This window comes from Pseudomonas sp. Ors-4-3C (genome assembly GCF_055755035.1).
Genome location: NZ_CM146900.1, coordinates 528,766 through 541,518, shown reverse-complemented (window position 1 = coordinate 541,518; position 12,753 = coordinate 528,766). Strand labels below are relative to the sequence as shown.

The following is a 12,753-nucleotide window of genomic DNA, read 5'->3' as shown; positions in this document are numbered from 1 at the left end:
CGCCGGACGCTAGAGTTGGTCCTGAGCGTAAATCCCGGCACTGATGACGGAACTGCCAACAATCATCTGACCGTAAAGAAGGCTCACGGGATTGCCTTGGGCGCTGGTGTTGACCGGTCCGTTGAAGCTATAGCTGGCTCGGTTGGCCGGGCTGTCCTGAGTGCTCAGTCCCTTGGCCTGGGGGGAGAGCATCTGCATGACACCACCCAGGGTCATCGAGACACCGGCAGCCCCCACCGCTCCCCAGCCGCCACCTACTGCGGTACCCGCGAAACCGCCGCCGAAAACAGTCGCGGCAGCGATCAGTACAACGCCAATAATGGTTTGCAGCGACCCCGCACGCTTGCTGCCAATAACAACGGGCGCAATTCGGATATCCGATGCTCCACTCGGTGCCTTGAGCCGGTCATGACCGATGTTGTCGTCTCCCAAAAAGATCGAGTAGCTCAGCCCTCGATCCCTGGATTCCATCAAAAAACGCTCAAAGCCGGGAATCAGAATACAAAGGGCGTGAATGGCCTCGGCGGCATTGCTGACGGCCAATCGGTGTACACGTCCGAAACTGGCACCCAAGGTGCCGTACAATCGAATGGTTCTAAGTTTCTGCTGATTCATTGCTCGGCTCCAGGAGAGGATCTCCAGTGTGGTTTCAATTTTTTGAGCTCAGGAAGCGCCGGTGTCTGCCAGATTCTTCGACCGATGCCGCCAGCAACTCACCGTCACCTCTGCCCAATACCCGCCATAGGTGTCGCGCCGGCTGTCGCGTCCATACAAGTGATGCAGGATCGAACCCGGCGCCGGAAAGTGATCCGGCTCGCTGTTGAGCATGCCATCTTCCAGATAAATGGCGGCATGGTTGGGCACTGGCGAGCGAATCTGCATCAGTACGACATCACCCTGTTGCAGCCGGCTGACCTGTTCGAAACCTGCGGCGGGCAGATTGTCGAGATAGAGATTGCCACCCTTGTCCCACCAGCCGTCTTCGCGCTGATAGTTGCCCAGTTCAATGCTCATTTCCCGGCGGTAGTAATCGAGGACGATGCTCAGGCAATCATGCACCCCATGGACAAAATCCCGCCCGATCAGGGGCGCTAGATACCCCGTGGGTGCGATGCTGACCAGTTCGCCTCTGCCAACTGTTCCGTCATCACCCTTACGTACTTCCAGGATGTGCCATGGCAATCCGGAGGCTTCACAGGCGACCCGATCCGCCTCGCTGGCCGTTGCCGGAGAATCCGGGTGACTGTGCACCACTGCCAGGATCTCGCCGCACTCTTCGGCCGCCGCATAATCTTGCGGCGCCAGACGAAAATGCTCGCCTGGGGTGGTTGCGGTATTGCGGCACGGTACATATCGCAGTTTGCGCCCATCGCGGATCAACAGACCGCAACATTCGTCGGGGTATTGAGTGATGGCGTGAAGTTCGATGGCGGCCAGGATTGCCTTGTTCATGATCAGCCCCGAATTAGGCCGGCGGCCGGAAACGAGCCGTAAGGCAGCGGATTGTTCTCGCCGAAACGCAGCTTGCAGCTGCTCAGGCGCCCACCGCATTTGTCCCTGGCGGCATCGGTGACGATCACGTCATTGGCATCTGCCACCGGGCCACCGTTGTAACCGCAATAGGGGCCACGGTAACCACCGCAACTGAGCCACCAGCAAACGTTGGCGACAATCTGCCGGCGTGGCAATTGCACGCCGTTGAAATCCAGAGCACTGGCCAGTTCGAACTTCACCACTTCGCTGTCTTCACTGACCTTGCGCTCGATGTACCAGAGGTCGGGCGGCAGCTCTTCTTCCGGGTCGGCTTCCGGCTGGCCATCAAGGTATTTGCCGAGGGTGCGATGACGGATCAACCGCGCCCCGACCAGATCCTGGAAATACAGCACCAGAGCCGTAATGAACCCGCCCACGTTGCCCACCGACAACGTCGGCGTCGGTTGCGTGCCCTGACCGGTCATTTCGAATCCCTCGGCCAGGATGGGCCAGGGTGAATACTCAAGGCCTTGCCAGAAAATCGAGGATTGCCGGGGATAGCCGTGGAAGCGGTACAACTCAGCGCCGAGGCTAGTGGCGTCGAGTTCAAACAATTCGACCCAGGCGCCGGGCTCCAACGCCTGGATATCTGCAGTAATGGACATGTGAATCTCCGGGCAAAAAGAACCCCGCTTGAAGCGGGGTTGTGGTCATGGCATTCAGCGCCGCCAGCGTCTTATGGATGAAAGGCCTGCTCAAAGGTCGCTGCGAGGCTGTACAAGCCAGCCCCCAGCGGGCTCGGTTGATAACCCTTGCAACGGTAGAGAGCAGGTTCGCCCAAGGGGGCTGTCCAATAAAACGGTGTAGCGCCAGCATGGCGATCGAGGAACTGCACGATTGTTTTGATCCGCGCCTCATTCCCGACAAACGTCAACGGCCAAGACTGAGATCGGTTGTTGATGCCGTCCTGTGCCACCTGCTGATAACCATCGCCGAATTTCGCGGACTTGAGACGAAACTCGACGTTGCCGACGGGTTCGACTTTCGGAGTCCAGGTGAATGTTTCTGTTGTCATGTTTCCTCCGGGCGTGAGCCGTTGCGGCCGCTGATATTCAGCGGCCGTTGATGGCAGACCAGATCTGGCCGCCCGGTTTCAGATCACGGGCGATCTGCTCGGCAGCGCCCTGCTTGGCGGCGCTGGCATAAGCCTTGGCAACGGTCTGCGATGTCATATCCCCGTTCGTCGCTGCACCCGAGCTGTCGCCCACATTGATGGTTTGCTGAATCACGACCTGCTGGCTGCTGCTGCCACCCAGGCCAGCGCCCTGCACCTGCACGCCGAGGGAGCCATCGGAACCGCGACTAAGCGGCATGATGGCTTCCGGTCCGGCTTCGCCGAACATTGCCATCGGAGCCAGGGTCGGACCGGTGGCGATGCCATTGGTGAAGGCCCCGCCCTTGGCGTGGTAGGAAACGTTCGACACGTCGAGTTGCGGGACGTAAGTCGTACTCATGCCATCCAGTTTGAATGTTTGCGGAGTCGGTGCAGTTGTACTGCCGAATATCGACGATGCCGCTGAACCCACCAGGCCGAACAGTGAGCTCAAACCGCTGGAAACAGCCGTCTGCGCGGCCAGTTTGGCCATATCGCCGAGTACCGATTTGGCAAAGTCGGAAAACGAGAACTTTCCCGTCATCGCGAACGTGCTCACGGCGTCGCCCATGGTGTTGAAGGCTTTGGTGAAGACCTCCTTGGACTTGCCGGCCACATTGCCGCTCGTTGTGAGGTAGTCATCCCAGGCCGAGGTGGCCCCGTTTATCCAGTTACCCTGGGCCTCGGTCATCGCCTCATAGTTGCTTTGAACTTGCAGGGTCAATTGATCGTGGTTGGCTTTCAACGCATCGAGACTGGCTGCGTAATCGGCCCCTTCCCGAGGGTCGCCCCCTCCTGCCAAAGGTGTGTCCAGCTTCTTGCGTGCCGCAGCATAGTTTTGGTCGATATCGCTCAGCGCCTGCGCCCGCGCACTTTCGCGGGTCCCCATTCCGACTTGCGCGGCAGCAAGAGCACCATTACGTCGCAACTTGTCGAAATCGTCTGAATAATTGATTTGCTTCCTGGCTTCTTCCTGAACATCGACATAGGTCGCGATGTTTGCCTTGGTGATCGAGCTGGCAGACGCATTCAGCGTCACGCCGATTTTCTTTGCTGCGTCCTCGATCTGCTTTTGCATCTGGCGCAGCTTTTGTTCGGTGATACGGGACGCCTGGGTCCAGGCTTGTTCAAGGCCGTCGAGGTTAGGCGTCAACCCTGCTGAAGAAGTAACTGCCATGTGTTTTTCTCCGGGTTAAGAAAAAACCCGCCGAAACGGGTCATGTAAATGAACGCCTATCGCCACTGCTCAAGGGCACGCTCGAGAGAAAGCCCCTGGCGATGCTCATGAGGCATGAAGTCCAGCAACTCTGCCATCCCGCCGCCCAGCCGGTGGATTTGCAGCGCGACCAGCGCGCTGCCCGCCTCCAGCCGCCTACCGGTGTGGAGCGAGCCATATCGATCGATATAGTGTCCCCACGCCAGGGCTTCGTGGTAGGTCATGCACTCCTTGGCTTCGGCAATCGTCCGGCCGCCGACTCCGTTCAGCACCAGTTCGTGCCAGAACTCATCGGCGGCCGTCAGTTTTTTGCTGCAACACCGCCAGTGCCATTGACCTCATTGACGGCGTTGAGCATCAGGAACCCCAGCGATGGCTCAAGGTTGTAGGCATCGTCGTAGCCGAGCGATTCCGTCCCGTCGTCGCCGAGCGACACGCAAGCTGCGAGATAGCTCGCATTGCGGCTTTGCTCGGTTTGATCTTGAGCGAACAGCCGTTCGATGACCCCGAACGACTGACGGCGGATATGCAATGTGAAGGAGTCGGTCACTTCCTGGCCCGACTCGGCATCCAGATGCTTCCAGCTCACTTCTTTCTTGACGGGCTGGCCATCGACAATGCCGCCCCTGGCTTTCAACTGTTTGAGGTTCATGACGGGCCTCAGGCTTTCTTGATCCAGGCGGAACCGCCAGTGCGCTGGATGGTGACGGTTGTGGTCACTACGGCATTCAAGGCGAAATTAAACGGGAAGTCCGAGACGTAACCATCAAAGGTGAACCAGGTACGAGTGGTCGGCAACTCAAAGGCATTGCCTTGAGTATTGACAGTTGGCAGAACGCCTTTGCCATCCGACCAACCCACTACCCATTTGATGCTGGTGTCGTCATTGTTTTCGGAAAGTTGATGCAGACGGATGTGACTGGCATTGGTCGGATCAGCATTGAGACCCAGGTTGGCCGTGCCAGGTGTACGAAGACCTTTCTTGTAGGTGCGTTCCTGGGCATCGAGCGTGGTGTCTTCGATCTGCTCGGCAGGTGCACCGCCCGGATCGAAAGAAGTGGCGTGTTCGACTTCCAGCACGGTGTAAGGACCGGAACCGGTGGTCGGCGGTACAAGGGCAAAAATTTGAGTACCTTGGGTAAGGATCGACATCTGGCGTTCTCCAGCGAACATAAAAAAACCCGCGGATGCGGGGTTGTGGGTGTTGCTCGGTTGAGTACTTTTGGAAGAGCATCGCCAATGCGCTCAGGGCGCCGGCGTACCATCCAGGTAAGGTGGGGCATTCGGATCCGGCTCGCGGCTTTTGATCAGGTCGACCAGCGCCTGATTGCTCTGAGCCATCAATCTGATGGAAGCATTCATGGCCGTCAGGCTATCGGTCTGAACCTGCAGAGCGGCAATAAGCCTGTTCAGCGCTGCGAGGTCTTCGTCATTCATGGTCTGTGACTCTCTTGGCAATGATCATTGTTCGGATGAGGGGTTGCGCGGGGGTACTTCGCAGACGCCAATGCGTTTGGCAGCCCAGCGCTCGTAAAGACCGATGGCCACATCGGCACCGGCCATTGCAGTGAGGCAACCAAATGCCCCGGCGGCCCAGATCGACATGCCAGCGGCGTACAGCAGCATGATCGCCGACACGCCGCAGATCATGCAGGCGCCGGAGCGTAAGGCCAGGCGTCGCAGCAGGGGCCAGCCGCGGGCGCCCTCTTTGTCGGCGCGCCACATTTCGCCGGATACCCCGCCCGCTACGGCAAGGAGGATGACCAGCCAGATTGGCATGTCCAGCAACGCTTGTTGCTCGTTTGTCATGTCACGCCTCCTGAAAGCATTGATGAATGAAGAGAAGGTGAAGAGGCGACACCGGACTGGCGTCGCCTCTGATGCGGGGAAGAACAGCGACAGATTCCGCGCATTCAACAGTTACAGGCGCTCAACAATGACGTTGTCGATGAAGGCATAGTTGGCGTACGGGTTCTGCTCGTTGGAAAATGCCAGCGTTGTTTGCGCGGTAATCGCGGTGAACTCGTAAGTGACGGTGCTCCACTCGACCGCGACGCCTTTGGCTGTCGGTGTTTTGAACGTAGCGGTTTGCCCGGCCACTTTCACCTGAATGACACCGTCTCCCGAGCGGCTGGCGTAACGCGAGTTACCCGCGCTGAAAGTCAGCCGGTATCGAGCGCCCGGGGTGGTGGCGAAATTCTGCTGAATCCCGCCGCCGTTACCGTAGACATAGTTGGCCAGGTCAACGATCATCACGCCATGTGCTGCCACAGAACCGCCGATGGCATTGGGCATGTTGAAGTATTCGGCACCGGACAGGAACGTCGTCCAGCCCGTTATGGCATTGGTTTTTGCCGGTGTGTCCAGAATGCAGCCACCACCGCATGTCGATTGTTCAAAGCTGCCGTTCACCAAGAGGTTGGCGGCAACCACGCTGCTGCCATTGCCCAGCAGTGCAAGAGCGAGCAATGGAGCAACGTATTTCTTCAGAATGTTCATGTCTTTACCTATGAGTTAAATGATCAGGTTGTGCTGACGGTGCAGCACGCATGTCGCTCAAAGGCGATCGCTCGGGGCTCGTGGCCCTCGCATGATTCAATGTTCCGCAGCGGGAACATTTGATCTGGAGTTCTGCGTACTCACCCACCCGGGCGAGCAGTCGTTTGCAATGGCCGCAGCGGCATTCTTTCAACATCTGCAAATCCTTTTGATTCTCCGCCTGACTGCGTTTATGCCGTGAAGCTTCGTTGAAGCGGCCTGCGTCAGGTAGGCATTCCAAAAAGCCCGGCACTGGGCCGGGCTTTTCAGTAATGCGCTCCTTCGCCTTCCTTCAAATCCTGTGTTCGAGAAGGAAGCTGACTTTTCGGCGCTACTGGCGCGGTACGAGTCCATTCAATTGTTTTTCCGACCGCGGTCCCTGCCCGCCGGATAACTGCTTCTGGTGCTTTACGCTGCACACCCGGGTCAGTTGCCAACCCTCTGAACCGTTGAGGCCGGTTCATCGCTGCCTGTTCTTGTGGAACTAAAGAGCTGTTGTTGCCAGCCGCTTTGTCGAGCGGCTTGGTGGCAAGGATATGCATGGATGCATATACAGTCAATGCATAAATGCATTTATTTATGCACAAGAAATGCACCGACGCATGAAGGCCGCATAAATCAAGGCGTTGGGGGTTTTATTCGGGCGAAAAAAAACCCGCCAGGGGGCGGGTTCTCAGTGAAGGGGGAAGTCTATCGGGCGTACATGCCCCACCAGAAGACGTGACCGAGGATGACGATCTGCTCTTCCTGCATGTCCTGGAAGCTGTAGTCCTCGTCCGGATGCTCATCACGGTTGAAACTGCGCAGACGGATGCCGGTCGGCAGGCGATAGAGCTGCTTCACGCGCAACTGACCGTTGTGATTGATCGCGTACAGGTCGCCATCGATGATGTCGCCGATCCCGCACTTGCCGGCGTTCACCCCGACCGTGGCGCCATCACGCAGCACTGGCATCATGCTGTTACCGCGCACCGTCACGCATTTGGCCTGGTCGAACTGCACACCATTGTGGCGCAGGCTGCGCTTGCCGAAGCGCAGGCTAGAGCGTTCGCTCTCTTCGATGACGAATCTTCCTGATCCAGCAGCCAATTCAACCTCGCGAAGAAAGGGCACCGACACCTCGTCGTCATCGACAGGGGTATCGTCGTCCCACAGGCTTATGTCCTTGAGTTCCGCATGCACGTCATCGCGCGCGCCGCCAGTCGCGGTCGCGACGTCTGCGCGACCACGCAATTGATCAGTGCTCACATTGAAGTATTCGGCGATCTTCGAAATGTGTTTATCCGAAGGATCGACGATCTTCCCGCTGAGAATCCGCGAGAGCGTTGATTGAGGCACGCCGGTGCGACGGTGGAGCTCCGTGGGGGAGATCCCGTGCTGGTCGAGCAGTGCTCTTAAGACGGAGGATACGTTGCGTTTTTGCATAACGCGCATAGTGCTTGAAGTTTTTTCCGAAGACAAATGCTGATTTGCATAAATCGTGCATATATCACAATTAAACGCAGAAAGTGCCAGCGGACTGTCATGCCTGCGTCAAGCAGACCGCCCATGGTAACCTTGCGCCCATCGCGGAAAAGCCCGGCGGTTGCCCTTGCTTTTGCCCTACATCATTTAACGAGTTACCTGACAATCCGATGAATAAAGCCGTCTCCGACCTGTCCTCCCACACCCCGATGATGCAGCAGTACTGGCGCCTGAAGAACCAGCACCCGGACCAGCTGATGTTCTATCGCATGGGCGACTTCTACGAGATCTTCTATGAAGACGCGAAGAAGGCTGCCAAGTTGCTCGACATTACCCTGACCGCGCGCGGTCAGTCGGCGGGACAGGCGATTCCGATGTGCGGGATTCCTTACCACGCGGCGGAAGGTTATCTGGCGAAACTGGTCAAGCTCGGCGAGTCGGTAGTGATCTGCGAGCAGGTCGGCGATCCGGCCACCAGTAAAGGTCCGGTAGAACGTCAGGTGGTGCGGATCATTACCCCGGGCACGGTCAGTGACGAGGCGCTACTCGATGAGCGCCGCGACAATCTGATTGCGGCGGTACTGGGCGACGAGCGTCTGTTCGGTCTGGCTGTGCTGGACATCACCAGTGGCAACTTCACCGTGCTCGAGATCAAGGGCTGGGAGAACCTGCTGGCGGAACTGGAGCGGGTCAACCCGGTGGAACTGCTGATCCCGGACGACTGGCCGAAAGACCTGCCGGCGGAAAAACGCCGTGGCGTGCGTCGTCGCGCACCGTGGGATTTCGAGCGTGACTCGGCGCTGAAAAGTCTCTGCCAGCAGTTTTCCACGCAAGACCTGAAAGGATTCGGCTGCGAAACCCTGACCCTGGCCATCGGCGCCGCCGGTTGCCTGCTGGCCTACGCCAAGGAAACTCAGCGCACCGCCCTGCCCCATCTGCGCAGCCTGCGCCATGAGCGCCTGGATGACACTGTGGTGCTCGACGGCGCCAGCCGCCGCAACCTGGAACTCGATACCAACCTGGCCGGCGGTCGCGACAACACCCTGCAGTCGGTGGTCGATCGCTGCCAGACCGCGATGGGCAGCCGCCTGCTGACTCGTTGGCTGAACCGTCCGCTGCGTGATCTGACCGTGCTGCTGGCGCGGCAGACCTCGATCACTTGTCTGCTCGATGGCTACCGCTTCGAAAAACTCCAGCCACAGCTAAAGGAAATCGGCGACATCGAGCGGATTCTGGCGCGGATCGGCCTGCGCAATGCGCGCCCTCGCGACCTTGCTCGACTGCGTGATGCTCTCGGCGCCCTGCCACAACTGCAAGTGGCGATGACCGACCTGGAAGCGCCGCACCTGCAACGCCTGGCAACCACCACCAGCACCTACCCGGAACTGGCGGCGCTGCTGGAAAAAGCCATTATCGACAACCCGCCAGCGGTGATCCGTGACGGCGGCGTGCTGAAAACCGGTTACGACAGCGAACTCGATGAGCTGCAATCGCTCAGCGAGAACGCCGGCCAGTTCCTGATCGATCTCGAAGCCCGGGAAAAGGCGCGCACTGGCCTGGCCAACCTGAAAGTCGGCTACAACCGCATTCACGGCTACTTCATCGAGCTGCCGAGCAAGCAGGCGGAATCCGCTCCGGCCGATTACATCCGTCGCCAGACGCTCAAGGGCGCCGAGCGCTTCATCACGCCGGAGCTGAAAGAGTTCGAAGACAAGGCGCTGTCGGCCAAGAGCCGTGCCCTCGCTCGCGAGAAAATGCTCTACGAAGCGCTGCTGGAAGACCTGATCAGCCAGCTGCCACCACTGCAGGACACCGCCGGCGCACTGGCCGAACTGGATGTGCTGAGCAACCTCGCCGAACGTGCGCTGAACCTTGACCTGAACTGCCCGCGCTTCGTCAGCGAGCCGTGCATGCGCATCACCCAGGGTCGTCACCCGGTGGTCGAGCAAGTGCTGACCACGCCGTTCGTGGCCAACGACCTGAGCCTGGATGACAACACCCGGATGCTGGTGATCACCGGTCCGAACATGGGCGGTAAATCCACCTACATGCGCCAGACCGCATTGATCGTGCTGCTGGCGCATATCGGCAGCTTCGTGCCGGCGGCCAGTTGCGAGTTATCGCTGGTGGACCGGATCTTCACCCGGATCGGCTCCAGCGATGACCTGGCCGGAGGCCGTTCGACCTTTATGGTCGAGATGAGCGAAACCGCCAACATCCTGCACAACGCTACCGAACGCAGCCTGGTGCTGATGGACGAAGTTGGGCGCGGCACCAGCACCTTCGACGGCCTGTCGCTGGCATGGGCGGCCGCCGAGCGTCTGGCGCATCTGCGTGCCTATACTCTATTTGCTACGCACTATTTCGAGCTCACCGTGTTGCCGGAAGCCGAGCCTTTGGTGGCCAACGTGCATCTGAACGCCACCGAGCACAACGAGCGCATCGTGTTCCTGCACCATGTGTTGCCGGGGCCTGCCAGCCAGAGCTACGGCCTAGCGGTAGCGCAACTGGCCGGCGTGCCGAGTGAAGTGATCGTGCGTGCCCGTGAGCACTTGAGCCGACTGGAAGACACCGCATTGCCGCATGAAGCGCCCAAGCCTGCCATCAAAGGCAAACCGGCCGCTCCGCAGCAAAGCGATATGTTTGCCAGCCTGCCGCACCCAGTGCTCGATGAGTTGGCCAAAGTGGATCTCGATGACCTGACCCCGCGTCGAGCGCTCGAATTGTTATATGCACTCAAGAACCGGATCTAAGCACTAAAGAACCGGATATAACGCAAACGGCTTCAAGCTGTTAGAATCTCGCGCGGTTTGGGATGCTGCTGGCTAATAGCCTGGCTGGCAGACATCGCTCCCGAACCTGGCGACCCCAACCGTGAAGGGGCAACGCTGCCGCCGCCTGAGGAGAAAATTAGAAATGACCTTCGTCGTCACCGACAACTGCATCAAGTGCAAGTACACCGACTGCGTAGAAGTCTGTCCGGTGGACTGCTTTTACGAAGGCCCGAACTTCCTGGTGATTCACCCGGATGAGTGCATCGACTGCGCCCTGTGCGAACCGGAATGCCCGGCCGTCGCGATTTTCTCCGAGGACGAAGTTCCGGAGGATATGCAGGAGTTCATTCAACTGAACGTTGAATTGGCCGAAATCTGGCCAAACATCACCGAGAAGAAAGAATCGCTGCCGGATGCCGAAGAGTGGGATGGCGTCAAAGGCAAGATCAAAGACCTCGAACGCTGATCTGTCGCGCGTTACGAAAAGGCCCTTTGCGGGCCTTTTTGCTTTCCGGGTTTTACTTTTCTACAGGCAAAAAAAGGGGCGGTTTGACCCGCCCACATTTTTTCCCTATTCCCTGTGTTCCTTTTCATCGTCCTGATGAATCGCGTCCTGCGATGTCCATTCCCCTCTTCCTTGAAGGGCGTGTCTGTCCGTCGACACAGTGCTGATACTAAAGAGTTCCCTGCCGAGAGCAATCGGCGTTGCGGGCTGAAAAACCCTGTAATAAGCACTTCACAATAAAAAATAAGCTTTTAAATCAAGTAGTTAAACTCGATCACTCTGAGCAATCGACGTCTGCCGTCCTGCAAAAATAGGGAACACTTACGAAAGAGTAAGCCAAGGCTTACACCGTGAGACTACAAACGATGGAAATGCTGACCGTATGTCCAACAGTGAACGTCGTGGCGAGGCAGCTTGTTCCCGCTTGAGTGAGCAGCGCTCATGAATCTTGGGGTTGCTGCGCAATCCGGCGGGAACAAGCGCCCTCGCCACAGACGGTCATCAGCCAATATCCGAGCAATAAAAAAGCCCCGAACCAGTCGGGGCTTTATGGGCGGTGGTTAAAGGCGCTTACTGAAACAGCGACTCGCTCGACAGGCCATTCTTCTCGAGAATTTCCCGAAGGCGCTTCAGGCCCTCCACCTGGATCTGCCGCACCCGTTCCCGGGTCAGGCCGATCTCCAGGCCTACATCTTCCAGCGTGCTGCTCTCATGACCGCGCAGGCCGAAGCGGCGTACAACCACCTCGCGCTGCTTGTCGGTCAGTTCCGAGAGCCATTGATCGATGCTCTGCGACAGGTCGTCATCCTGCAGCAGTTCGCATGGATCGGTCGGACGGTCATCCGTCAGGGTGTCCAGAAGGGTTTTATCCGAATCCGGACCCAGCGAGACGTCGACCGAAGAAACCCGCTCGTTCAGGCCAAGCATGCGCTTGACCTCGCCCACCGGTTTTTCCAGCAGGTTGGCGATTTCTTCGGGTGAAGGTTCGTGATCGAGCTTTTGCGTCAGTTCCCGTGCCGCCCGCAGGTACACGTTGAGTTCCTTGACCACATGGATCGGCAGCCGGATGGTCCGGGTCTGATTCATGATCGCGCGCTCGATGGTCTGACGAATCCACCAGGTAGCGTAGGTCGAGAAGCGGAAGCCGCGCTCGGGATCGAACTTTTCCACCGCGCGGATCAAGCCGAGGTTGCCCTCTTCGATCAGGTCCAGCAGCGACAGCCCTCGATTGACGTAACGCCGGGCGATCTTCACGACCAGCCGCAGGTTACTTTCAATCATGCGCTTGCGCCCCGCCGGATCGCCACTTTGCGACAGACGCGCGAAGTGGACTTCTTCCTCGGGGGAGAGCAGTGGAGAAAAGCCGATTTCGTTGAGATACAGCTGCGTGGCATCGAGTGCCCGAGTGTAGTCGATGTATTTGTGTTGCTTAAGTGAAGCGGAGTGTTTGGATCTGGAACGAACGGAAGGTGGAGCAGCCCCTTCATCATTCGACATCGAATCCGAATCGATGCCGGTCTCCATAAGGAGAACCTCATCGTCGATGTCAAACTCCGGCACTTCTTTACTGAGAGCCATTGTTATAGTCCTTTGGTGAGTTCGACCCCAAGCTCAAGCGACGCCTTTATCC

General features: G+C 58.4%; 16 protein-coding genes. 2 read left to right on the top strand and 14 right to left on the bottom strand.

What is annotated here, in order from left to right; all coding sequences use genetic code 11:
* Positions 1-9 precede the first annotated feature (9 nt).
* The 13 genes from ACVHNU_RS02445 to ACVHNU_RS02385 all read right to left on the bottom strand — a co-directional run bounded on the left by ACVHNU_RS02445 (position 10) and on the right by ACVHNU_RS02385 (position 7,814).
* The gene (locus tag ACVHNU_RS02445) at positions 10-615 is read right to left on the bottom strand and encodes a tail assembly protein (RefSeq protein ID WP_473018935.1); all 606 of its coding nucleotides are present in this window, start codon (positions 613-615) and stop codon (positions 10-12) included.
* 48 nt (positions 616-663) lie between these two features.
* A complete protein-coding gene (locus ACVHNU_RS02440; protein WP_473018934.1) occupies positions 664-1,452 on the bottom strand; it encodes a C40 family peptidase in 789 nt (262 codons plus the stop codon).
* A 2-nt stretch (positions 1,453-1,454) separates the two neighbouring features.
* Positions 1,455-2,138: a phage minor tail protein L gene (locus ACVHNU_RS02435; RefSeq protein ID WP_473018933.1), complete on the bottom strand. Its 684-nt coding sequence runs from the start codon at positions 2,136-2,138 to the stop codon at positions 1,455-1,457.
* A 71-nt stretch (positions 2,139-2,209) separates the two neighbouring features.
* Positions 2,210-2,548, bottom strand: a complete 339-nt coding sequence (locus ACVHNU_RS02430; protein ID WP_473018932.1) for a phage tail protein — start codon at positions 2,546-2,548, stop codon at positions 2,210-2,212.
* A gap of 37 nt (positions 2,549-2,585) precedes the next feature.
* Positions 2,586-3,803, bottom strand: a complete 1,218-nt coding sequence (locus tag ACVHNU_RS02425; protein ID WP_473018931.1) for a phage tail tape measure protein — start codon at positions 3,801-3,803, stop codon at positions 2,586-2,588.
* 56 nt (positions 3,804-3,859) lie between these two features.
* Positions 3,860-4,066: a hypothetical protein gene (locus ACVHNU_RS02420; protein ID WP_473018930.1), complete on the bottom strand. Its 207-nt coding sequence runs from the start codon at positions 4,064-4,066 to the stop codon at positions 3,860-3,862.
* 77 nt (positions 4,067-4,143) lie between these two features.
* Positions 4,144-4,494 (bottom strand): phage tail assembly chaperone family protein, TAC, encoded by a 351-nt coding sequence (locus ACVHNU_RS02415; protein WP_473018929.1) that lies wholly within the window; start codon positions 4,492-4,494, stop codon positions 4,144-4,146.
* Positions 4,495-4,502: 8 nt separating this feature from the next.
* Positions 4,503-4,994 carry a phage tail tube protein gene (locus tag ACVHNU_RS02410; RefSeq protein ID WP_473018928.1) on the bottom strand — a complete coding sequence of 164 codons (492 nt, stop codon included), beginning with the start codon at positions 4,992-4,994 and terminating at the stop codon, positions 4,503-4,505.
* 93 nt (positions 4,995-5,087) lie between these two features.
* Positions 5,088-5,279, bottom strand: a complete 192-nt coding sequence (locus ACVHNU_RS02405; RefSeq protein WP_473018927.1) for a hypothetical protein — start codon at positions 5,277-5,279, stop codon at positions 5,088-5,090.
* A gap of 24 nt (positions 5,280-5,303) precedes the next feature.
* The gene (locus ACVHNU_RS02400; RefSeq protein ID WP_473018926.1) at positions 5,304-5,651 is read right to left on the bottom strand and encodes a phage holin family protein; all 348 of its coding nucleotides are present in this window, start codon (positions 5,649-5,651) and stop codon (positions 5,304-5,306) included.
* 111 nt (positions 5,652-5,762) lie between these two features.
* Positions 5,763-6,341 (bottom strand): DUF642 domain-containing protein, encoded by a 579-nt coding sequence (locus ACVHNU_RS02395; RefSeq protein WP_473018925.1) that lies wholly within the window; start codon positions 6,339-6,341, stop codon positions 5,763-5,765.
* A gap of 4 nt (positions 6,342-6,345) precedes the next feature.
* Positions 6,346-6,543 carry a Com family DNA-binding transcriptional regulator gene (locus ACVHNU_RS02390; protein WP_473020049.1) on the bottom strand — a complete coding sequence of 66 codons (198 nt, stop codon included), beginning with the start codon at positions 6,541-6,543 and terminating at the stop codon, positions 6,346-6,348.
* A 527-nt stretch (positions 6,544-7,070) separates the two neighbouring features.
* Complete coding sequence (locus ACVHNU_RS02385) at positions 7,071-7,814, bottom strand: LexA family transcriptional regulator (RefSeq protein ID WP_095138375.1); 744 nt, start codon at positions 7,812-7,814, stop codon at positions 7,071-7,073.
* 200 nt (positions 7,815-8,014) lie between these two features.
* On the opposite strand from ACVHNU_RS02385, the gene mutS reads away from it, so the two are divergent.
* Both mutS and fdxA read left to right on the top strand, forming a co-directional pair.
* A complete protein-coding gene (gene mutS / locus ACVHNU_RS02380) occupies positions 8,015-10,597 on the top strand; it encodes a DNA mismatch repair protein MutS (RefSeq protein WP_003222179.1) in 2,583 nt (860 codons plus the stop codon).
* A 163-nt stretch (positions 10,598-10,760) separates the two neighbouring features.
* Entirely contained in the window at positions 10,761-11,084 is a 324-nt protein-coding gene (gene fdxA, locus ACVHNU_RS02375) for a ferredoxin FdxA (RefSeq protein ID WP_003222178.1), read from the top strand.
* 609 nt (positions 11,085-11,693) lie between these two features.
* Here fdxA and rpoS read toward each other — a convergent pair.
* On the bottom strand, positions 11,694-12,701 hold the full coding sequence (gene rpoS / locus ACVHNU_RS02370; protein WP_103486013.1) for an RNA polymerase sigma factor RpoS: 1,008 nt from the start codon (positions 12,699-12,701) through the stop codon (positions 11,694-11,696).
* Positions 12,702-12,753: the final 52 nt, after the last annotated feature.

Bases quoted from the DNA above. Each gene is read 5' to 3' on its own strand.
- ACVHNU_RS02445 (WP_473018935.1), bottom strand. From the start codon at position 615: ATGAATCAGCAGAAACTTAGAACCATTCGATTGTACGGCACCTTGGGT.
- ACVHNU_RS02440 (WP_473018934.1), bottom strand. From the start codon at position 1,452: ATGAACAAGGCAATCCTGGCCGCCATCGAACTTCACGCCATCACTCAA.
- ACVHNU_RS02435 (WP_473018933.1), bottom strand. From the start codon at position 2,138: ATGTCCATTACTGCAGATATCCAGGCGTTGGAGCCCGGCGCCTGGGTC.
- ACVHNU_RS02430 (WP_473018932.1), bottom strand. From the start codon at position 2,548: ATGACAACAGAAACATTCACCTGGACTCCGAAAGTCGAACCCGTCGGC.
- ACVHNU_RS02425 (WP_473018931.1), bottom strand. From the start codon at position 3,803: ATGGCAGTTACTTCTTCAGCAGGGTTGACGCCTAACCTCGACGGCCTT.
- ACVHNU_RS02420 (WP_473018930.1), bottom strand. From the start codon at position 4,066: ATGACCTACCACGAAGCCCTGGCGTGGGGACACTATATCGATCGATAT.
- ACVHNU_RS02415 (WP_473018929.1), bottom strand. From the start codon at position 4,494: ATGAACCTCAAACAGTTGAAAGCCAGGGGCGGCATTGTCGATGGCCAG.
- ACVHNU_RS02410 (WP_473018928.1), bottom strand. From the start codon at position 4,994: ATGTCGATCCTTACCCAAGGTACTCAAATTTTTGCCCTTGTACCGCCG.
- ACVHNU_RS02405 (WP_473018927.1), bottom strand. From the start codon at position 5,279: ATGAATGACGAAGACCTCGCAGCGCTGAACAGGCTTATTGCCGCTCTG.
- ACVHNU_RS02400 (WP_473018926.1), bottom strand. From the start codon at position 5,651: ATGACAAACGAGCAACAAGCGTTGCTGGACATGCCAATCTGGCTGGTC.
- ACVHNU_RS02395 (WP_473018925.1), bottom strand. From the start codon at position 6,341: ATGAACATTCTGAAGAAATACGTTGCTCCATTGCTCGCTCTTGCACTG.
- ACVHNU_RS02385 (WP_095138375.1), bottom strand. From the start codon at position 7,814: ATGCGCGTTATGCAAAAACGCAACGTATCCTCCGTCTTAAGAGCACTG.
- mutS (WP_003222179.1), top strand. From the start codon at position 8,015: ATGAATAAAGCCGTCTCCGACCTGTCCTCCCACACCCCGATGATGCAG.
- fdxA (WP_003222178.1), top strand. From the start codon at position 10,761: ATGACCTTCGTCGTCACCGACAACTGCATCAAGTGCAAGTACACCGAC.
- rpoS (WP_103486013.1), bottom strand. From the start codon at position 12,701: ATGGCTCTCAGTAAAGAAGTGCCGGAGTTTGACATCGACGATGAGGTT.